General features: G+C 65.2%; 19 protein-coding genes and 1 pseudogene. 8 read left to right on the forward strand and 12 right to left on the reverse strand.

What is annotated here, in order from left to right; translation table 11 throughout:
- Positions 1-947: 947 nt before the first annotated feature.
- Positions 948-1394 (reverse strand): hypothetical protein, encoded by a 447-nt coding sequence (locus AC3A6B_RS19070; protein ID WP_487838233.1) that lies wholly within the window; start codon positions 1392-1394, stop codon positions 948-950.
- Positions 1395-1578: 184 nt separating this feature from the next.
- Between AC3A6B_RS19070 and AC3A6B_RS19075 the strand changes: the two are divergent.
- A pseudogene (locus AC3A6B_RS19075) lies at positions 1579-1948 on the forward strand (IS21 family transposase); the annotation flags it as partial.
- 785 nt (positions 1949-2733) lie between these two features.
- On the opposite strand, the gene AC3A6B_RS19080 reads toward AC3A6B_RS19075, so the two are convergent.
- Positions 2734-3084 (reverse strand): hypothetical protein, encoded by a 351-nt coding sequence (locus AC3A6B_RS19080; RefSeq protein WP_487838234.1) that lies wholly within the window; start codon positions 3082-3084, stop codon positions 2734-2736.
- A gap of 50 nt (positions 3085-3134) precedes the next feature.
- Between AC3A6B_RS19080 and AC3A6B_RS19085 the strand changes: the two genes are divergently transcribed.
- Entirely contained in the window at positions 3135-4916 is a 1782-nt protein-coding gene (locus AC3A6B_RS19085; protein WP_487838235.1) for a phospholipase D family protein, read from the forward strand.
- A gap of 36 nt (positions 4917-4952) precedes the next feature.
- Here AC3A6B_RS19085 and AC3A6B_RS19090 read toward each other — a convergent pair whose 3' ends face one another.
- A complete protein-coding gene (locus tag AC3A6B_RS19090; RefSeq protein WP_487838236.1) occupies positions 4953-6422 on the reverse strand; it encodes a cyclic nucleotide-binding domain-containing protein in 1470 nt (489 codons plus the stop codon).
- Between the two features lie 74 nt (positions 6423-6496).
- On the opposite strand from AC3A6B_RS19090, the gene AC3A6B_RS19095 reads away from it, so the two are divergent.
- Positions 6497-6748: a hypothetical protein gene (locus AC3A6B_RS19095; protein WP_487838237.1), complete on the forward strand. Its 252-nt coding sequence runs from the start codon at positions 6497-6499 to the stop codon at positions 6746-6748.
- Entirely contained in the window at positions 6745-8451 is a 1707-nt protein-coding gene (locus tag AC3A6B_RS19100; RefSeq protein ID WP_487838238.1) for a patatin-like phospholipase family protein, read from the forward strand. Before AC3A6B_RS19095 ends, AC3A6B_RS19100 begins: the two co-directional genes overlap by 4 nt.
- 542 nt (positions 8452-8993) lie before the next feature.
- On the opposite strand, the gene AC3A6B_RS19105 is transcribed toward AC3A6B_RS19100, so the two are convergent.
- On the reverse strand, positions 8994-9611 hold the full coding sequence (locus tag AC3A6B_RS19105; RefSeq protein WP_487838239.1) for a YdeI/OmpD-associated family protein: 618 nt from the start codon (positions 9609-9611) through the stop codon (positions 8994-8996).
- A gap of 262 nt (positions 9612-9873) precedes the next feature.
- Here AC3A6B_RS19105 and AC3A6B_RS19110 point away from each other — a divergent pair, with 262 nt between their 5' ends.
- The gene (locus AC3A6B_RS19110) at positions 9874-10101 is read left to right on the forward strand and encodes a hypothetical protein (protein WP_487838240.1); all 228 of its coding nucleotides are present in this window, start codon (positions 9874-9876) and stop codon (positions 10099-10101) included.
- Positions 10102-10588: 487 nt separating this feature from the next.
- Here AC3A6B_RS19110 and AC3A6B_RS19115 read toward each other — a convergent pair whose 3' ends face one another.
- Both AC3A6B_RS19115 and AC3A6B_RS19120 read right to left on the reverse strand, forming a co-directional pair.
- Positions 10589-11443: a PA4780 family RIO1-like protein kinase gene (locus AC3A6B_RS19115; RefSeq protein WP_487838241.1), complete on the reverse strand. Its 855-nt coding sequence runs from the start codon at positions 11441-11443 to the stop codon at positions 10589-10591.
- 429 nt (positions 11444-11872) lie between these two features.
- On the reverse strand, positions 11873-12100 hold the full coding sequence (locus tag AC3A6B_RS19120) for a hypothetical protein (protein ID WP_487838242.1): 228 nt from the start codon (positions 12098-12100) through the stop codon (positions 11873-11875).
- A gap of 243 nt (positions 12101-12343) precedes the next feature.
- On the opposite strand from AC3A6B_RS19120, the gene AC3A6B_RS19125 reads away from it, so the two are divergent.
- Positions 12344-13504 carry an IS30 family transposase gene (locus tag AC3A6B_RS19125; RefSeq protein WP_487838243.1) on the forward strand — a complete coding sequence of 387 codons (1161 nt, stop codon included), beginning with the start codon at positions 12344-12346 and terminating at the stop codon, positions 13502-13504.
- A 200-nt stretch (positions 13505-13704) separates the two neighbouring features.
- Here AC3A6B_RS19125 and aroQ read toward each other — a convergent pair whose 3' ends face one another.
- Genes aroQ through AC3A6B_RS19155 form a run of 6 tightly spaced genes read right to left on the reverse strand, consistent with a single transcriptional unit; the run spans position 13705 to position 18036 of the window.
- Positions 13705-14148 carry a type II 3-dehydroquinate dehydratase gene (gene aroQ / locus AC3A6B_RS19130; RefSeq protein WP_487838244.1) on the reverse strand — a complete coding sequence of 148 codons (444 nt, stop codon included), beginning with the start codon at positions 14146-14148 and terminating at the stop codon, positions 13705-13707.
- 23 nt (positions 14149-14171) lie between these two features.
- Entirely contained in the window at positions 14172-14993 is an 822-nt protein-coding gene (gene aroE / locus AC3A6B_RS19135) for a shikimate dehydrogenase (protein ID WP_487838245.1), read from the reverse strand.
- A gap of 10 nt (positions 14994-15003) precedes the next feature.
- On the reverse strand, positions 15004-16233 hold the full coding sequence (locus tag AC3A6B_RS19140; RefSeq protein ID WP_487838246.1) for a CaiB/BaiF CoA transferase family protein: 1230 nt from the start codon (positions 16231-16233) through the stop codon (positions 15004-15006).
- Positions 16230-16682 (reverse strand): MaoC family dehydratase, encoded by a 453-nt coding sequence (locus tag AC3A6B_RS19145; RefSeq protein ID WP_487838357.1) that lies wholly within the window; start codon positions 16680-16682, stop codon positions 16230-16232. Before AC3A6B_RS19145 ends, AC3A6B_RS19140 begins: the two co-directional genes overlap by 4 nt.
- Positions 16683-16726: 44 nt before the next feature.
- Positions 16727-17110, reverse strand: coding sequence for a VOC family protein (locus tag AC3A6B_RS19150; RefSeq protein ID WP_487838247.1), 384 nt, complete (start codon positions 17108-17110; stop codon positions 16727-16729).
- Positions 17107-18036, reverse strand: a complete 930-nt coding sequence (locus AC3A6B_RS19155; protein ID WP_487838248.1) for a ketopantoate reductase family protein — start codon at positions 18034-18036, stop codon at positions 17107-17109. Before AC3A6B_RS19155 ends, AC3A6B_RS19150 begins: the two co-directional genes overlap by 4 nt.
- 103 nt (positions 18037-18139) lie before the next feature.
- Here AC3A6B_RS19155 and AC3A6B_RS19160 point away from each other — a divergent pair, with 103 nt between their 5' ends.
- Together AC3A6B_RS19160 and AC3A6B_RS19165 are read left to right on the forward strand one after the other, a co-directional pair.
- Positions 18140-19084 carry a LysR family transcriptional regulator gene (locus AC3A6B_RS19160; protein ID WP_487838249.1) on the forward strand — a complete coding sequence of 315 codons (945 nt, stop codon included), beginning with the start codon at positions 18140-18142 and terminating at the stop codon, positions 19082-19084.
- A 320-nt stretch (positions 19085-19404) separates the two neighbouring features.
- A complete protein-coding gene (locus tag AC3A6B_RS19165) occupies positions 19405-20265 on the forward strand; it encodes an HTD2 family dehydratase (protein ID WP_487838250.1) in 861 nt (286 codons plus the stop codon).
- The last annotated feature ends 29 nt before the right edge of the window (positions 20266-20294 follow it).

Here is a 20294-nt window from a genome sequence, read left to right on the forward strand (position 1 = left end):
TACTTTGGCATTCACTTCGTCTAATGTGAAATTTTCCCATATGGGAGCTTTTGGCTTATAGTGCGTCGTTTTTCGAACAACGACGACGATGAGGAGCATCCAAGCATGCAAGCGGTGACGCAGAGCGAGGCCACAGTTCAAGTTGAAGCCTATCTGGAGCCGGCCAGGACACCAGGGCCGACGGCGCCATTGCGCGAGCTCCTGATCGAGGCCATCCTCATCGGAGCAGCCGTTCTTGCGGTGGTACTCACTGTCGTTGCGTCCGGCGGGTACTAGGTCTCGCACCACGCACCTGGCGAAGGTCGCATGGTCACATCACCAGCAGCAGAAGGCGCTCCACGTCCTATGCGAACGCGTGAGCAATGGATAAGGCGCATCGAGCGATTGGCGACGCGCGAGCGCGGAGCAAACCGGCATCCACAGCTTCAGAGGACTGAAGAGGAGCCGAAGACGGGCAGCCGCGGCTGGGACGTCCAGCAGGCGTGCGAAGTGAACCGATAGAGGCTTCGGCTGGCGCCTCATGCGCCCAAACCGACCCATTGTGCAAGCGGTCGAGCGCCTCGCGCGTACACGGCTGAGGGTTGGCACTTCACTGTTGCGCGGGCGCTGATCTGGAGTCGGCGCAGGCGGAACTCAGGAATTGGGAGTGCGCGGGGCCCAGCGATTCGGCCCAGGGGCCTGCGAGTCGCGACCTTCCACAGGGTCGGGCGCCGGGGAAGTAAGCAGCGGATCAATCCCCCGCATCAAGCTGCGGCTTTGCTCCAAACAGTCAGCGCTTCTTTCAAGCAGTTCAAGCAGCCTCGGCGGGACTTTCGCTGGGGCACCTGACCTCGCGAGGTCGTCGACATGCGCGCGCTGCTGCTCGACGAGCGCATTTGCTTGAGCGTCAAATGCATTCAACTCGCCAGAGCGGATTGCGCGTCCCATTTCGGCTGAAGCCCCTCGAATCAAGTCTTTCGTGCCGGCGTTTCTTCGAGCGTTGAAACCACCTCCCTAAGGGCCCGCAAGCGATCATTGGCTGGCTCGGGAGTACGCTGCGACGCGCGGCCAGTCAGGCCGGCCCAGCGCGCGGCTTTGATGCGCTCTTTTCTCGAGTCCAGCGAGTTCAGCATGCCGGTGATGCCCAAGCCAATATACGAAGCAAAGGCAACGATAAGGGAGGCGACCATTGCCAGCACTTGAAGGTCATGCGGATCGAAGCCCATGCCCTGCCCACTGCTCGCCGCTGATGCATAGGGAGGGGTGGTCTCGGGCGGGAGCAGGACCTCCATGCCGAAGAAGCCAAGCACCAAAATCGTCGCGATCACAGCGGACCAGGCGAAGAACCTCAGATACCGTCCGCGCACCCCTGTTGCTGAGCCCACCATGGCTACCTCCGGAAACAAAACTGTCAAGGTTGTCGTCCGTCGTTGCGCCTTGCTATGTCAGACGGTCTCGCACGGTGTTGTGCGCAAGGTGGCAGTTGAAGGTCGGCCTTTGCCTTCGTCTGCAACGCTGGCGGGCGGCAGGGACTTTTGGCAAGGGGCTGCCGCACTGGTGCATATTTCCTCAATCGGCGTTCGATGGTGACTCGGTGCAGCCGCAGGTGCGCCTTCACAGAAATCGCCGCGTCATTGACGCACACGCGCGGATCCGCTAGGCGAAGTGTGGGAGGCCGAGGTCGTGCCGATGCGGGAATCAGCACCCCGCGCTGATGGCGGTGACGGTGCTCGAAGAGCTGCAACGTCGCCATCCCGAACGCTTCGACCAGGCGGTGCCTCGCACACTGCAACGTCGTATCCGGCAATGGCGCGCCGAGCATGGTGACGAACGCGAGATCTTCTTCGCGCAGGAACACCCGCCGGGCCGCCTTGGCCTGTCGGACTTCACCGTCGCCGATGAACTCGGTGTCAGCATCGCGGGCGAGATCCTGTCCCACCGGCTGTACCAATTCGTGTTTGCGCACAGCGCGCTGGCGACAAGCCTCGACGCAAATGGAAAGCCCGCAATCTTTTGCTAGCAGGCCTTTCCTTTATTAGTCGTGGCAATCGCGTGGGAGCAGGCCCAACGCCCGCCGAGAGCGTAGGCGTTTAGTTATGCCTGACGACCGATCAAGTCAGGCGTTCTATCCTTCTCAAATAGGGGCTCAACGCCCATGTTCGCGTTTGCCCACATGTCTACATTCGGACCCAAGCAAGCCCACCATTGGAATTGGCCAGGCGGGACTGTGGACGAAAGCAACCAGGAGTTCTGTATGCGATGTGTCGTCTTGGGTTCGGACGTGATTCGATTCCGCTGTGCGTTGAAATCTCATTCGAGCAGGCCGGAGTTCTACCGATGACCCCCAGCGCAGAGTTCAACACTTCCATCGCGTCGCGCGCAGCGTATTTCGGGAAGAGTGGTTCCGTCTAACCGAGGGCCGCGCCGATCTGGGCGACCTCGAAGATTTGGCAATCGAACTCTACCCAACCCATTGGCGCCGCCATCCGGTAGAGGTGGCCCGCGAGGAATGGCACGGGTCAACGCAACAGGCGTGAGATCGATGTTCAACTTCCATCTTCCCAGACGAGATCTACGTTTCGACTCGCTGTCTGTGAGAGCTTTGTAAAGCCGGGACCGTTCCTGGCGACGCACGATCTGCAGGGATGGTCGGATTCGGTCATACGCCAGTCCTTCAGGCCGTCGATCGGCTGGCCTGCGATACGCTGGTGCACGTTATGCCGCGGCATGGCTTGCAGATGGCGCCGGTCGATCTCACGCGCGACCGCGTCCTGCCGCCGCGACCAGCAGAGCAGAGGCGACCGAAACCACGACCCCGCCAAATGCGAGCACGATGATCACAAGATTGAGGTTGTGGATGATCGCCGCCGCTGTCGCTGCGTCGGCGGTCCGTAGCGCGTCGGCGCGTGTCAGCGCTGCCATCGACAGCACCGCCGGCGGCAGCAACCCGAGCAGCAGGAATGCCACGAGCATGTGCGTGTGCACACGCATCCGCGGCGCGCGCACAGGGCTCAGTTCGCCTCCTGGAATCAGGCGCGGCAGTTCGTCGCGCATCGGGCGTTCGCTGCCAAAGAAGACGATCGCGGCAACGAACCTGCCGAGCACGGCCAAACTCCGAATGGGGGCACCGCGGGTCAAGGTTGAGGAGAACAGGTTTGGCGGATCCGGCACCGCTTTGGCGCCGCAGCAATTCTGCGGACGTCGCCAGGCGCAGGATAGGTGCGGCAATCGACGCGCGCGGGTTCGAGATCGCGGGCGGCATGGGGTGCGTGCCGGCTGCTTGGACAAGCAGGACCTTCCGCTGCCCTGTGGATGGCGTCAGAATTGCGGCGAACGCTCGCTTCCAGGCGATGCGGTTCGGAACCGAGGCCATGAGACGCTGGTTGACCGCCCTCTTCGTGTTGCTGCTCGCCGGCTGCACAACGTTGCCGCCGCGCATCGCGCAGCCTGCCAGCATCGCCATCGCCGATACCGGCGACACGCCTCTCGGGCGCATAGCTGCGGCAAGTCTGGCTGAGGCGCCCGGTGGCAATTCGGGCTTCATGCTGTTGCCGAGCGGCGAAATGGCCTTCGATGCGCGCCTCGCGCTGGCCGAGGCCGCCACACGCTCCATCGACGCGCAGTACTACCACATCCATGACGATACCGCCGGCGCAGCCTTCCTCGGGGCGCTGCGCGATGCCGCGGTGCGCGGCGTGCGTGTGCGGCTGCTGGTGGACGACTACCACGCCGGCGCTCTGTACCCCATGCTTCGGGGCCTGGCCGCGTTTCCGAACGCCGAAGTGCGCCTGTTCAACCCGCTGCCCGAGCGCTACGGCACGCCGATCCGTCGCTTGCTGCTGTCGCTGCACGAATTCACGCGCGTCAACCGTCGCATGCACAACAAGCTCTTCGTCGCCGACAACCAGTTCGCCATTTATGGCGGGCGCAATATCGCCGACGAATATTTCACGCGCCACGGCGAGGCCAACTTCATCGACCTCGACGTGCTCTCCGCCGGCACCGTCGTGCGCGAGCTGTCGGCAAGCTTCGACCGCTACTGGAACAGCGAACAGGCGTGGGCGCTGGAGCAGAGGCTGCACGCTTTGGAACGCGCCTCCAAACCCGCCGAGCGGCGCGCCGACTTCGACGTGCAGCTGAAAAGAATCGCCGGCCCACCGCCAGACGTGCCACCGCTGGACTACCTGGGCCAGAGGACGGTTCGCGTGCAGATCGCGCAGGGCCGGGTACGACTGCTGGCCGGCAGTGCCCGCGTGCACGCCGACCCGCCCGACAAGGTGCTCCAACCCGTGGACCCGAACAAGGCCAGCCCGGCGATGCGCGTCAAGCTCGACGTGATCGCCGCCGCGCGCGAGGAGGTGGTCGTCGTCAATCCATATTTTCTGCCCGGCCCGGTCGGCCTGCGCATGATGCGGGAGGCACAGCAGCGCGGCACGCGGGTGCTCATCGTCACCAACTCACTGGGCTCCACCGACGAGCCACTTGTGTACCGCGCCTACTCGCGCTACCGCCCCGAGATGCTGAAACTGGGCGTACAGCTGTACGAGTTCGGCCCCGACCTGGTGCGGCGGTCGAACACCTTCGGGGTCTTCGGCAAATCCACGCCGCGCCTGCACGCCAAGGTGGTGGGCGTGGACCGGCGCTGGATGGTGGTGGGCTCGGTCAACCTCGATCTTCGCTCGGCGGTGCTGAACACCGAGTTGGGCGTCACCATCGACTGCGCGGCGCTCACGCGTCAGGCGCTCGGCCTGCTGCGCGCCGATGCCTTCGCCAGCATGTACCGGCTCCAGCTTGGTGAGGACGGCCAGACGGTCGAATGGCATCTGCGCGACGACAGCGGCAAGACGCAGGTGCGGCACGACGAGCCGCACGCGAGCCCATGGCAAGGCATTTCGCTGTGGCTGCAATCGTTGCTCGTGTCCGAGAGCGACTTGTAGCCGGCCCCGGCCAGGGTCCCTTGAATCGGAGGTTCATCAACGCGCGATGCGCACGATGCGCGCCGCGCCAATGGCCGTCACTGCCATCGGCTGCTTCGTATCGAAGAAGGCGGGCGCGCGCACGACGGTCGATGTGCCAACCTGCTCGACCTGCACGGTGCCCAGCAGCACGAGCAAGAGCTCGCCGGCGCTCACCTCGGCGCGCTCGCCGGCGGCGAGCGGCCGGTGCTGCCCCGCGTCGACGACCGCCAGCCGCGCCGCGCGCTCCATCGTCTTCCACGTCGGCAGGCCACGCACGCAGTCGTCGAAGCGCCGCGCCGCGAAGTTCTTCCAGAGGATCTCGCTCAGTTTCGGGTGCGCTTCGAGGATGGAGAACAACGCCGCGCGCGAAATCTGGATGAGCAGCGTGGCGGTGGCGGTGCGCAGCGAGGCACTGCGCCGTTCGCCGCTGAGCATGGCGATCTCACCAAACATGTCGCCGCTGGCCAACTCATCGATGATGGCGTCTTCGCCTTCGCCATCGGCCAGCACATAGACGGCGCCGCGCGCAATCACGTAGAGCTCGTCGCCGGGGTCGCCGGCACGAAAGACGGTCCTTCCCGCGGGAAGCGCAACGATTTGCGCGCTGCGTGCCAGCGTGGCCAGGCTGGGTGCGTCGAATGAGCCGAACAGTGTGGTCGTCTCGAGGCGCCGGACGACCTCGGCCGGGCGCAGCAACTGGCGGCCGATGGGCAGGCGGTACAGCGTCGCCGTCAATCCCTCCCTGCGCCGCGCGTAGCGCTCGGCGAAGAAGGTCGAGATCATGTGCCAGAGGTTGTGCGGGTCGATCCTGACCAGGGTGACGAGTCCGTCGCCTTTGCCGTAGCCGGGATTGGCCTCGATGAAGAAGCGCGCCGCGGGCTTGTCGCATTGGCGCCAGTAGTAGCGCTCGACCTCGGAGTCGCGCGTGATCCAGTGCACCTGGCGAGTAAGGGGGTTGTCGGAGGTCACGCGCTCGAGGCCGAACGAGTTCGCCAACTCGTCCATGACGTCGACCACGGCCGGCGGCGGCGGATGCCGGGTGCTCGGCCAGATCACGTCGAAGTGCTTGGCAAACAGGCAATAGCTCGAAGGGTGCACCAGCGAGCCGAGGTAGTAGACGCGCCGCCCGGGGTAGCGCAGCAGGTAAGGCACGCCGAGCTTGAGGCCGAAGCGTGTGTTGGTATTGCCACCCCGGTAAGCGCGCAGCGTACCGGCCTCGGCACGAAAGATGGCGCTCGCCTTGCCGGCCAGTTCACGCTCGAAGATGTGCAGCGCGAAGTAGCCGACGATCTCGCCTGCGTCGTTGCGGTGCACGTTGATCCAGGTGTGCTCGGCCGGGGACTCGACCACGTACTTCGCAAACGAGTCGCGGCTGACGCCGTCAAACACCTCGCAATGGACCTTGTAGAGCGCATCGATGAACTCTTGCCGCGCGGCGGGGTCGAGCTTGCTCGGGACGACAATGGCGGATTTGATCTTCGGCATGGGTGTCGGGCGCCCTGCGGACCACCCGTCGAACCGCCGGAAATCCGAAGGCCGGCGGGTTCCACGCGTGGCGGATGGGACGAACGATTTTGCCTCACGGCACGCCCGACCCGATCACCGAGGCGCCCTCGCGCCGCGGCATACTGGCGGCCATGCTTGCCGAACCGCCGCCCCTTTGCAGCCGCCGGACGCTTCCGGCCGAGGCGCTCGCAGTCCTCGCCGAAGGTTGCGGGTTCCTGCTGCTCGGCGTGCTCGCCGCGCCGATTGCCCTGCCGATCGAGAACGTCGCGCGCCGGGACGCCCTGGTGCCCGGCGTCGCGCGATGACGCCTGCGCTCGCGCTGCACCCGCTGTTCGCCGGCATTTCGTCCGAGGCGCTCGCCTCCCTTGAACGACACCTGCAAACGCGTCGCTTCGAAGCGGGCGACATCATCCTGCGCGCCGGCGTGCCGTCGGCCGAGCTGTTCGGGCTGATCGACGGCGCTGTGCGCGTCGAGCTGGCCGGAGGTGGCCGGCGGCTGCTGCTGTTGCCGCCCCAGTGCTTCGGCGAGCTGTCGGCGCTGACCGGCGATCCGGTCTCGGCCAACGTCGTCGCCCAGCGCGATGTGCGAACCTGGGTCCTCTCGGCCCCCGTTCTCTTAGAGGCGATGGCGCAGGAGGTCGCGTTCTTCCGCAACGTCGCGACCTTGCTGGGGCTGCGCCTTCGCGAGCGGACGCGCCGTGCGCCGGCGGCGCGGCCGCGCGTCGTGCTGGTGCCGACGGGGGAGGAAGGCGACCCGATCCTGCTGGCGGCGCTTGCCCGCGGTTTGCAGCACTACGCGCCCGGCTCCGAGCACGACGAGTCGCGCGACGACGCGGCAAGCGGCGCGCAGCGCATTCGCCGCTGGCGGGACGTTGGGCCGAGCGACGCAGTGCTGCTGCTCGGTACCGGCCAGGCCGGCAGCGCGGCGTTGCTGGCGGAGCTCGATGCCGATGACGCGTTGCTGGTCACCGCAGACGATCTGCGCCGCCTCCCGGATACGCACGCCGCCCCCGTCGTCTGGCGCCCGGGTGCGCTCTCCGGGGCGGCGGCACTGCAGCGCTGGTGCCACGCGGTGCCGCGCGAGGAGATCGACGCTGCGGCATCGGGCGGCGACTGGTCGCGGACGCGCCAGCCGGCGCTCGATCACCTCGTGCGGCGGCTTTGCGGCCGGGAGGTAGGCGTGGCCATGAGCGTGGGCGCGGCTGCCGGGCTGGCGCACCTGGGGGTGCTCGAGGTCCTGGAAAGCGACGGGCTGCCGATCGACTTCCTTTGCGGCTCGAGCATGGGGGGTGCCGTAGCACTGGCCTTTGCCCGATTCGGCAGCGCGCGCGCGGCGACCGAGAACGTCCTGCGCGTGGTCGCGGACTTCGCGCGCGCCAGGGGCATGCAATGGCTGCCTCGCGCCTCGCTCATCTCCGCATCGCGCATGACGACGCTCACCCGCGAGCTGTATGGCGATGCCACGTTTGCGCAGTTGCGGTTGCCGGTCGCGGTCGTCGCGGCCGACCTGACGATGGGCAAGCGTGCCGTGCTCGACAGCGGCGCCGTGGCGCCGGCGGCACGGGCCACGGCGGCGATCCCGGGGGTGTTCGCCGCGGTCCGGCTCGGCGACTCGGTACTCGTCGACGGTGCGGTCGTGTCGCGCCTGCCGGTCGACCTGCTCGCCGCGCGCGGCTGCGGCTTCAGGTTTGCCGCGCTGGTCCGACCCACCTATCCCGAGGCGCCCCCCGATGCTGCGCGCGCCGCCGATCGCTTCGAACAGCGACTGCGTCGCCCGTTCGGCCTGCGCGCCGCGATGGGCGGTGCCTGGCGCTTGCAGGGCTGGTGGGACGCTGCCGCCCAGGCCGATCGCGCCGACCTGTCGCTGACCGTTCCGATCCCGGTCGGCGAAGGCTTCAACTTTGCGGCGGCCGAGGCCATGGTCGACTGTGGCCGGCGCACGGCGCTGGAGCGTCTGCCGCAGATCCGCCTGGCGATGCAGCAGGTGCTGGCGCCAGGGGTGCCTTGACAATACGCAGCCGGGCGTGGGTCACCGGCACCCAGTAGTTGACCTGCGCCATAGACCGGTCAACCTCAACAAAGCTTCCGGGCAAAGTTGCCTTGATCGCCGGCAGGCAAGCCGGAGCAAACAGTAGCCGGCGGCAGTGAGCGTCCATAGGTCGTCTGTAGCTACCCTACTCCAACGGCAACGTGGCCAGTTGCGCAAATACTGGCAAGTGCGCGCGACTGGCCTTTCTGCCCTCGTGACCCGCGCGCCGTCTATCACCGAAGCTGTCAGTTCCGCCCCGGGCGTACGCGCGGACGATTAACCGACTTGCAGTCATCCGCCAGCGTCTGCTACTGGGCCGCATTCTGGCTTTTGCGGGCCCTCATTCGTAGCCACGGCCGGCGCACAGGAACTCAGCGAACAGGCGCCAAGGATCGCCGGTTTCGGGCCCCGTAGCACCGAAACCTGAGTCCGAAAGTGCCGAGCCGTCGGTGGCATCCGGTGAAGCCTCGTGGCCGCGCTCCAAGAGGTGTGGCCCAGGAGACCACGCGTGAACCTCACGGTCATGCCTTGGCACTGGGCTTGAAGATGTGGATGGTCTCGCCGCGCGCGAGCTTCTCCACCAGCTGGGCGATGCGCCTGGCGCGCGTCTCGGCCTTCACGGCCGTCTGTATGCGCCACAGCACCGCGTAGCGATTGGCCGCGTTGATTGTTGCAAAGAAGGCCTTGGCCCTCGGCTCGGCTTCCAGCGCCGCCAGCAGGTCCTCCGGCACCGCGGACGTGCGCGCTCCGTCGTAGGCCTGCGCCCAGCGTCCGTCGGCCTTGGCGGCCTCGATCTGCGCGTAGCCCGGCGCCTGCATGCGGCCCGCCTCGATGAGCGCCGCGACCTTGTCGACGTTGATCTTCGACCAAATGCTGCGCGCGCGCCGCGGCGTGAACCGTTGGAGAAAGTGCTGGTCGTCGAGGCCCTTCTTCTGGCCGTCGATCCAGCCCCAGCAGAGCGCGATCTCCACCGCCTCCGGATAGGTGACGCTGGGTTCATTGGCACCCCGCTTCGCGATCTTGAGCCAGAGGCCGTCGGAGATGGCGTGATTCTTCTTCAGCCAGGCCTCGAAAGCCTTGGCGCTCTTGAACAAGGTCGGGGAGGAGTCGGGTTGGATGGCTGATTTGGCGGCGGGCATCGCATGGAGTGTGCCGCAGAGAGCCAGCGCGGTTCGCTGCACAGTGGCATGGGCCTTGGTGCGTTGTCACGGCCTGGAAAGGCCGGCTTGGCCAGCGCTCCCGCGGCAATCGCGCAGCTCACTCGACGGCGTTCGGTCGCGCTACCCTGCGCGCCTGCGCCTCGGCATCCGGCCGCAATGCCAGCGAGGAGTCGGCCACGAACGGCTTGTCTTGGCCGGCTGTAGCCGGTCGGCGCCCACAGATTCAGCAGTATCGTGAGCCATGATGATTCGTGTGGAGTGCTGCGCCGGCTATCGCGGTGAACCGGAACCATCCGCTTTCTGGCTCGGCGAGCGCCGACTTGCCGTGCGTGGCATCGTTGACCGCTGGTTTGGGCCCGCACAGCGCTGGTTCAAGGTCGACGCAGATGACGGGCATCTGTACATCCTCCGGTGCGACGAGAACACGGGAGACTGGGAGCTTGCTGCTTTCACAAATGGGGCTGGCTAGGTCCGGCAGCTACGCCGTCGCCCGAGGCGTTTCTCGTCGCCAGCTTGCAAGATTGAGCTGCAGCTCCTGGTGTCTGCTCATGGCCGCATTCTGCCTTTTGCCACCTCGCCCTCGCCCTAGCCGGCGGAACGCGGAAGCCCGCGCGTTCTCAGCCATGCTTGTTTGGACAAGCGATAGAGGACATGCCTTGTCAGCTGGTGACCGGCCGGAACGAGCGGATGGTCGAAGTCGTCGGAGGCAGTTCGTACCATCCCGAGCTTGGCCATCACAGCACGAGAGCGTGCGTTGCTTGGCACGGTCAACGCCACGATTTCGGGTGGTCGACGGTTTTCGAAGCCGAACTGCACAACGTCGCCCCTTCAACATGCGTGTAGTCGAGTTCCACGTGCTCGTCGAGACCGAAGGAGTTGAGGCCGGCGCTAAGGCCATCCAAATTGGGCGCAGTCTCCCGCAGTCCAGCAGCCCGGCCGCGCCGCTCGCAGGGTTGTTAGGCCCGGGGCTCCGAGGAGAGTCGAAGCCTGCGCGCCGCCTCCTCCGCCCGTGCATCGTCGATGTCGCGCATGACATTTCCAAGGTCGACGGCTCCGCTCGCACTCACGTAGGTGCCGGTCAACATCGACTCGGGACGCAGTCCGCCGCTTGCGTACAGCGCCCACATCTCTTCGCCGTAGTGCGTGCCCAGCAGTTCCGTTGCGAACTGCCCGAAGAAGCCGCGCAGGTTGTTCACGTCTCGCAGCAGCATGCGCTTGGCGTGGTTGTTTCCTGCGGCGTCCACCGCCTGCGGCAGGTCGATGATCACCGGGCCGTCGGCGGCCAGCAGCACATTGAATTCCGAAAGGTCGCCGTGCACGATACCGGCGCAAAGCATGCGGATCACTTCCTTCAGGAGGGTCGCGTGGTGGAGGCGCGCCTGTTCGGGTGTGAAGGCGACGTCGTTCAGCCGCGGCGCCGCATCGCCGTCGGCATCGGTGACCAGTTCCATCAGCAACACGCCGTCGCAGAAGTTGTGGGGCACCGGCACGCGCACACCGGCGGCGGCAAGGCGATAGAGTGCATCGACCTCGGCACTTTGCCAGGCCGCTTCGGTCACTTCGCGGCCGAAGCGGGTGCCTTTCGCCATCGCTCGCGTCTCGCGCGAGTTCCGGACGCGGCGGTTCTCGGTGTAGTCGACCGCCTGACGGAAGCTGCGCTTGCTGGCTTCCTTGTAGATCTTCGCGCAGCGCGTCTCGTCGCCACAGCGCACCACGTAGACCATGGCTTCCTTGCCGCTCATCAGCTGGCGCACCACGGTGTCGACGAGGCCTTCGTCAACCAGCGGCTGCAGTCGTGCCGGCGTTCTCAACGGCCAGCACCCGAGCGCACCGGCCCAGCATGGGGCCGTAGGTGACGGCAACCGTCGCACAGCGTGGCGTCGGCGCGTTTGATCACGATAAACAGGGACCTCTCGAAGTTCATGGTGCATTGTCCCCTGCCCGCTTGCTCCACGCGGCCCCCTTTTATACGGGAACCCTAAAGTCGCGTTTCGCGCGCTCTGCGCGCGGCAACCTTGCGACCGACTCATGGCTTGGCCCTCGGTCGCTGTCAGGCCCCGGCTGAGCGTCAACGACTGTTACGCGGCCTGCAGGACGGCCGAGCCGGATCGCCAAACTGACCGCAGGATTGGCCCGCCTATGACGCGTCCGCGCCCGCAAGCCTGCTTTGATACCGTTCGGTTAAATGGTGTGACTAGTTGCCATTCACACCGCTCGAGTTGACGAAGCGCAGCCTGTCGCTAAGGCGATCGGTGCAGGCGTGGCGCGGAGAGCGCGTCGAAACTGTTCTGGATCGCCTCGTTGACGTCGCGCCATCGCGCCGACAGGTTGCCGGCCTCCAGCGCGGACTGCAGCGCGCGCACGTCCTTCGCGCTCGGTGCCACCTTGATTTGAGCGATCGCCGCCGTAGTGTTGCCGGCCTGCAGCAGCACCAGGACCTTTTTCACCCACTCGTTCTGTCGTGCCATGAGTTCCGCTAGTTGTGCATCGGGCGACCAATGTACATCTGCGCTGCGATGCTGGCTTCGTCGTCCCCGGCTGCGGTGCGAGCAGCCGACAAGTCGGGATACCGTTTCGACTTGCCCACCTGCGGCAGAATCCGGCCATGACCGGTCATTCATGTCGCTACGGCCTTATGTCTGCTTCAGGCGTGCGGATTCAACCGGTCGATGCAACACACTAAAAGCTGCGTAGGCAGAAGGAGTGTTGCCATGAAGCAAAGGACGCGGATCTACTACAGCGATCCCCAGAAGGCTCTGATGTGGGAGCGCTGGAAGGCGGGCGACAGCCTTCAACAGATTGCCCAGCTGTTCGATAGGTCGCATTCGTCGGTCGAAGGGATTCTGTCTCGAACAGGCGGAATACCGCCGCCAGAGCGGTGCCGGTCCTCCTTGGCACTGAGCTTGGCCGAGCGCGAGGAGATCTCGCGTGCCACGGTGGCTGGCTTCTCGATTCGAGCGATCGCCAGCATCCTCGGGCGAGCGCCATCGACTGTCAGCCGGGAGATCAAGCGCAGCGGTGGTCGACAGGGCTACCGGGCTGCTCAGGCCGACCAGGCGGCGTGGGACCGCGGGCACCGTCCCAAGAGATGCAAACTGGCAGGGAACAGAGCCTTGGCGCGCATCGTGGCTGCCAAGCTCCAATCGCTGTGGGCGCCCGAGCAGATCGCGGGGTGGCTCAAGCATAGTTATCCTGGCGACGAGGACTTCCAGGTGTCACACGAGACCATCTACCGCAGCCTGTTCATTCAAGCCCGTGGAGCCTTGAAGAAGGAACTGCTGCAGCATCTGCGACGCACGCGGGTCATGCGCCGTTCGCGCCATCACACGCAGAAGACCGATAACCACGGAAGAATCCTTGACACCGTATCGATCAGCGAGCGCCCGGCCACGGTGGAAGATCGAGCAGTGCCTGGTCATTGGGAAGGCGACCTGCTGTTCGGGGGCACGAGCAGTCAGATTGCCACCCTGGTCGAGCGCCAAACGCGCTACGTGATGCTGGTGAAACTTGGGGGCACGGACACCGAGACCGTCGTCAACGCGCTGATCAAGAACGCTCGCAAGCTGCCGCAGGAGCTGTACAAGTCGCTGACCTGGGATCGAGGCAAGGAGATGGCGGGCCACAAGCGCTTCACCCTGGCGACCGACATCCGGGTCTACTTCTGCGATCCGCACAATCCTTGGCAGCGCGGAACCAACGAGAACACGAACGGCCTGCTCAGGCAGTACTTCCCTAAAGGGATCGATCTCTCGAGCCATTCGCAAGCCAAGCTGAATGCCGTTGCGAGACAATTGAACGAGCGACCAAGGAAGACCCTCGACTTCCGCACACCGGCTGAGATGTTCAGCCAGATCGTTGCATCGACCGGTTGAATCCGCAGCGCAATAGCAGTCATCTGAGTACCTGAGCCGTCGGTTGAAGCTGCGTCAGCCAGCCATCTCGGCCGCTGACGTGACCACCACCGTGTTGCAGGAAATCGCGAGGCCTGACGGGGATTCTGGAAAGACGGCTCCTCATGAGGGATTCCCGTGACGGTGACAGGCGAAGGCCGACACACCAACCGACGTGAACATCATTGCGCCTGCGCCGCGGCCGATACCGCGGCACGCAGACCGAGCAGGTAGCTGTCGACGCCAAATCCGCAAATCTGTCCTTTTACAATCTCCGCGAACACCGAGTGATGGCGGAACTTCTCGCGCGCATGGATGTTCGACATGTGCAGTTCGACGACCGGTACCGTAAGAATCGCCAGCGCGTCGCGGATGCCGTAGCTGTAGTGCGTCCATGCGCCGGCGTTGATGAGCACTGCGTCCACGCCCTCGACGAAGCCGTGGTGGATGCGCTCGCACATCGCGCCTTCGCTGTTGGTCTGGAAGCTCTCGACCTCGGCGCCGAGTTCCTTGCCGAGTGTTTGCAATTGCGCGTCGATCTCGGCCAGCGTCATCGTGCCGTATTGCTTCGGGTCGCGCTTGCCGAACATGTTGTGGTTGATGCCATGCAGCATGAGGATCTTCATGGGGGTGCCTGCGTCTCGTTGCGTCAGACCAAAGGGATGGTCATGCGGTCGATGAGGCTGCGCGTGTCGGGCCGCACGCCGCGCCACCACACGAAGGCCTCCGCGGCCTGCTCCACGAGCATGCCGACGCCGTCGGCCAGCTTGGGCACGCCGGCGTTCTGCGCCAGGCGCAGGAAGGGCGTCAGGCCCTTGCCATAGGCGAGCTCGTAGGCCAGTTGTGCACCCTGCAGCGCCTCCGCGGGCAGGGGCGGCAATTCGCCCCTGAGGCTAGCCGAGGTGCCGTTGATGACGATGTCGAATTGCCCTCCTTCCAGGTCGTCGTAGCCGCAGCCTTGCACATGGCCATGCCCGGCAAACCGCCTTGCAAGGTCGATGGCCTTCGTTTCCGTTCGGTTCGCCAGCACCACCATGGCCGGTTGTTGCGCGAGAAAGGGCAGCAGTGCGCCACGCACCGCACCGCCAGCGCCGACCACCAGCATGCGCGCACCCTTGAGCGAGAAGCCCAGGTTGCGCTGGATGTCGTTGGTCAGGCCCACGCCGTCGAAGTTGTCGGCAATGATGCGGTCGCCCTCGAACTTGAGCGCATTGGTGGCGCCAGCAAGTTCGGCACGTTCGAACCGTTCGGTGGCCAGCGCGTAGGCCTGCAGCTTGAAGGGGGCCGTGACGTTCATTCCCCGCCCGCCTGCCTTCCGAAATGCGTGCACGTCGTCGGCGAAACGGTCGAGCGAGCCTTCGATCGCCCGGTAGTCGATGTCCTGGCCGGTCGCTTCGGCGAAGCTGCCGTGGATCATCGGCGACTTGGTGTGTCCTATCGGGTTGCCGATCACGGCGTACTTGTCGGTCATTGCTGTCTCCTCACTTGCTGTAGAGCACGCCATCGGCCTGCATGTCGGCGATCTGTGTCGCGTCGAAACCGAGGCTGGCCGCGATTTCCGCGTTGTGCTCGCCCAGTTCAGGCGCTACCTGCGTGATGGAGGTGTCGCACGCCGACATGCGGAAGGGGAGGTTCGGCAGGCGGATCCTGCCGAGCGCCGGGTGGTCCTGCTCGACCACCATGCCGCGCGCACGGATCTGCGGATCGGCCAGCACTTCGTCGATGCGTTGAACCTTGGCCGCCGGCACATCGATGCCGTCCAGCATCTTCAGCACCTGAGCGACAGGTTGCGCCGCGACCCACGGCTTCACCACTTCGAGGATCTCCGTGCGATGGGCATTGCGCCCGGCTGAAGCGTGCAGCCGTGTGTCGCTGCCGAACCCCACAGGGCCGCTGTCCTCTTCGACCAGTGTGGCAAAGCGCTTCCACGCGTCGTCCACCTGCGCGGCGATCACGAGGTCACCGTCCTGTGCGCGGAACACGCCGTAGAGCGTGGAGTTGGGCATGTCGTGCCCGGTCTGAACCGGCACTTCCTGTCCGTTGGAGAGCGTGTAGCACTGCACTGCGTACTCGTGCATGGACACCAGCGTGTCGTACAGCGCCATGTCGATGTGCTGTCCGCGGCCGGACTTCACGCGCCCCAGCAGCGCGGCGTTGATCGCGGCGACCGCATGGATGCCGGTGTACATGTCGCCAAGCGAGATGCGCAACAGCGGCGGGGCCTCGCCCGGATTGCCGACCATCTGCATGATGCCGCTCTTGGCTTCGGCGATAAGGCCGAAGCCGGCCCGGTGCGAGTCGGGACCGGTGTGGCCGTAGGCCGAGATCGAGCAGTACACGAGGCCGGGGTTGGTTTGAGCGAGTTCGGCATAGCCTAGGCCGAGCTTGTCGAGCGCACCGGGGCGGTAGTTCTCGACGAACACGTCGGCACTGTCGACCAGCTTCTTCATCAATGCCCGGCCGCGTGGATCCTTCGTGTTCACGCTGAGCCCTTTCTTGCCCATGTTCTGCTGCAGAAAGTAGCCGCTGTGGTCGCCGACGAACCACGCATGCTGACGCCCGGCATCGCCCGTGCCGGGGCGCTCGACCTTGATGACTTCCGCACCGAGCGCGGCGAGGCAGCGCCCAACATAGGGGCCAGCCAGGAAGTGGCTGTAGTCGATCACGCGGAAGCCGACCAGCGGCAGCGCTTGTTGTGGCGCGGCGCTCATGCCGGCTTCCTCGGTACCATCACGCGGTGCTCGCCCTTTTGCACGACTTCGTCGCGCTGGTTGATGAGTTCGGACGGCAGCACGAGGATGCCCCAGCCCGGCTTGCTCTTCGATTCGCGCTTACTGCCGACGTGGAATTTCACGCGCACCGTGTCGCCGAGCTTGATCGGTCCGACAAAGCGCCATTCCCAGCCGAGGGACATGCCCGGCATGAAGCGCATGTCGCTCTTTGTCTTGAGCCCGTCAGCCACTGACAGGCCGAACAGTCCGTGCGCCACGCGTGTGCCGAACGGTGTAGTACGCGCATAGGCTTCGTCGGTGTGAACGGGGGTGTGGTCGCCGGTGAGGTCTGCATACGCCATCACGCGGGCTTCTGTCACTTCGTAGGGCGGGCTGATGCACTCCTGGCCGACAACGGCGTCGTCCCAGTATTTGTCTTCAATGGTCAAGGCGGTCATGGCGTGTGTCTCTCTATGCATTGGGTGACGGTTCTTCAGGCGCGGGGATCGATGGCAAGAGCGCACGCCACGGCGCCAGCGCTGGCCTGGATGAATTCGACGGCCAGGCCGTCCGGCAGGCGCAGCCAGTTGCGGCCTTGCGGCATCTCGGTCACGCCGAAGGCCTGCGCAGCGGTGAGTGCGGCTTCGAGGTCTTCGCACATCACGCCGAGATGGCCGAGGCGGCCTTCAGGCCCTGCGTAGTCCGGCTTGGCCATGAACTGCATGCCGCCGAGGGTCCAGTACTGAACGGGCTCTTCGAGCGTGCCCTGTACTTCGCGCATCGTCATGCCGCAGACGTCGTGGAAGAACTTGATATGCCAGTGGATGTCTTTCACCCAGATGGCGACGTGCTCCACATAAGCACGCGGCGTGCTCATTTCGCCTCCAGCCGGCGTTCGATGCCCTTGATGGCGGCAACCAGCGTCTGGTTCACCGGCGTCGGCACGTTGTGCCTGAGCCCGGCGCGCACCACCGAGCCGTTGATGAAGTCGATCTCGGTGATGGAGCCTTTCTCCAGGCTCTGCAGCATGGAGGTCTTGAATTCGTAGGGCAGGCCTTCGGCGGCCATCACCCATGCATCGCGCGGGGCCTTGATCGACAGCTTCACGCCGATGGCCTGCGCGACGGCCATCGCCTCGGTCACGGCCGCGATGGCCGTGGCTTCGATCTCGGGCACCGCGTAGAGGCTGCCGTACACCTGGCCTGTGATGCCGCTCAGTGCCCCGGTCGAGACGTTGATGAGCAGCTTGTCCCACATCACGCCCATGATGTTGTCGCTGACCTCGCAACGCAGCCCGGCGCGCTCGAACTCGGCTGCGATGGCCCTGGCGCGTTCGCTCACGTAGCCGTCAAGCTCGCCGATCACCGTGCGCTTGCCACGCGTGCCGGCAATGACGTGGCCCGGGCCGAGCAGAACGCCGCCAACGTAGGTCTTGCCGGCCAGCACATGCGCGCGGCCGGCGACGTCGGCCAGGATCTCCTCATGGCCCATGCCGTTCTGCAGCGACATCAGCGCGGTATCGGGTCCGATGATCGACAGCGCGCCTTCGATGGCGGAGCGCGTGTGGAAGGACTTGACCAGCACGATCACCAGATCGGCTGGCGCCAGACCCTCGAGGCTTGTCGATGCGCGGACCTTGACGCGGCGTTCCGAGTCGCCGTCCTTCATGAGGAGGCCGTCGCGATGGATGGCGTCGACGTGCGCCTGGAATGGATCGATGAGCGTGACGTCCGAGCCGCCGGCGGCAAGCGTGCCGCCGATGGCACAGCCGAGGGCGCCAGCGCCCAGGAAGTAGATTTTCATGCGTGTCTCTCGAAGAGCTGTCTCGAAGCAATGCCTTGAAAGATAGGTTTCGACGAACATTTCGTCCATGACATGAATCGAATGGTCTACATTTCATTTTGAAATGAATGCAGACGACGACAACCTCGACACGAGCGCGGGCTTGCTGAGCCTCAAGCTGCTGCACTTGTTCGATCTGATTTACACCACGAAGAGCGTGACGCGCGCAGCCGACCAGCTCGGCCAAAGCCAGCCGACGGTGAGCAACTGGCTGGGCCGGCTGCGCAGGCATCTGGGCGACGAGCTGTTCGTGCGCACCGCGGCGGGCATGCAGCCGACGCCGCGCGCGGAAGAGCTGATCGTTCCGGCGCGCGAGGCACTGGCGGCGCTGCGCCGTGTGGCCGCGCCGCCCGAAGCGTTCGACCCGTCGAGCGCGACGCGGCGCTTCCGGATCTGCATGACGGATGCCAGCCACATCACGCTGCTGCCGCAACTGCTGGCGCACGTGCGCGCCGTGGGCCCCGGCATCCGACTGGAGGCTGCGCGCATCGACGAGCAGACCGGCCAGGCGCTGCAGTCCGGCCAAGCCGACCTTGCGATCGGACTGGTGCCGTGGCTCGAGTCAGGCTTCTATCAACAGGTGCTGTATCCGCAAGACTGGGTGTGCCTGGTCAATGCCCGGCACCCGCGGGTCGCGGCAAAAGGCATGGGCTTGCGGGACTTCAAGGCCGAAGCGCATATCGGTATCGTCGGCGGCACGGGCGTTCAACTGTTGGAGGCGGCGCTGCTGCGGCACCGCGTCGAACGACGCATATTGCTGGAGTTACCCGGCTTCCTGGGACTGGCCGCCATCGTGTCGACCACGGACCTTGTGGCCACGGTGCCCCGCCAGATCGGCGAGACGCTGGCTCGCACCAACGGGCTCGCTGTCTTTGATTGCCCGGTCCCTGTGCCGCCGTTCACCGTCAAGCAGCACTGGCATGCACGCTATAACCAGGACCCCGCGAATCGCTGGTTGCGCGGCTTGTGCGAGCGGCTTTTTGCCAAGAAATCGAACGCGCGTAAATAGAGGATCGAGCTTGTCGCCCGAGAGGGTCGCCGTACCCTACGGCGGCCGCTTCTTCAACGCAAAGCGGACTTTCGGGGACGAGAGGCAGAAGTCAACAACGGGCCCATTGCTGGCAATCAGCAACTCAGCGCGAAGGACCGCAACTTGCTCGAAGCAGTCATCAGAAGGTTGCAAGAAAAGCTCGAACTTGCATGCACGAAGTCTTTTATGCGCCAGATGCATCAATCGTTCTAAATCTTGCAATTCACTTTGTTCTGCCAAGGCGCGAGACTCGTTCGCAAGGGTCCTCAGAAGCAGGAGCCGCAACCGGAGACAAGTGAGTGGCCCTACAAGCTGAAGAACTTCGCGCCTGGATCGGGCGCAGCGAGACCATCCGGGACGCCATCAACCCGACGCCCGTCATCGCGCTGACGGCTACGCTGGATCACCCTTCGACGCCCGTCGAGACTGGTAGCGCCTTGCCGTACCTTTGGCATTGGTTGTATTTCCTGCCGATGCATCGACAATCTGACATCGGCGCCGATGGGCACGCCAAGCGCGGCGGCTTCCTTCCTCCGGTGCCGCTGCCTCGCCGCATGTGGGCCGGCAGCCAGTTCGAGTTTCGCTCGCCCATACGAGTCGGTGACCGGGTCGCGCGAACCTCGACCATCGACGACGTGACCGTCAAAGAGGGCCGCACCGGCACGCTTGTGTTCGTCAAGGTCAGGCACGAGGTGCGCTGCAACGACAGCAGCGATCCGGCGCTCGTCGAGTTCCACGACATCGTCTACCGCGAGGCGCAGGGCCCGAACGATGTTGCGTCACCGCCTCAAGCCGCTCCTGCGGAAGCCCAGTGGAAACGCTCCATCGTGCCGGATGACGTGCTGCTGTTTCGCTATTCAGCACTTACCTTCAACGGCCACCGCATCCACTACGACAGGCAGTACGTCACCCAGGTCGAGGGGTATCCCGGCCTGATCGTGCACGGACCGTTGATTGCAACGCTGCTGATGGACCTCCTTCGGCGCCAGATGCCGCAAGCCGATGTGGCCAGCTTCCGATTCAAGGCGGTGCGCCCGACATTTGACCTGCATCCTTTCCACCTTCAGGGACAACTCGAGGCCGACGGCAAGACCATCCGGCTCTGGGCCTCCGATCACGAAGGCTGGCTGACCATGGACGCGACAGCGGTCCTGCGCTGATCTTCATCAACCCACCCACCCTCAGATAG

It is taken from the genome of Variovorax sp. Soil_C_33 (genome assembly GCF_057656935.1).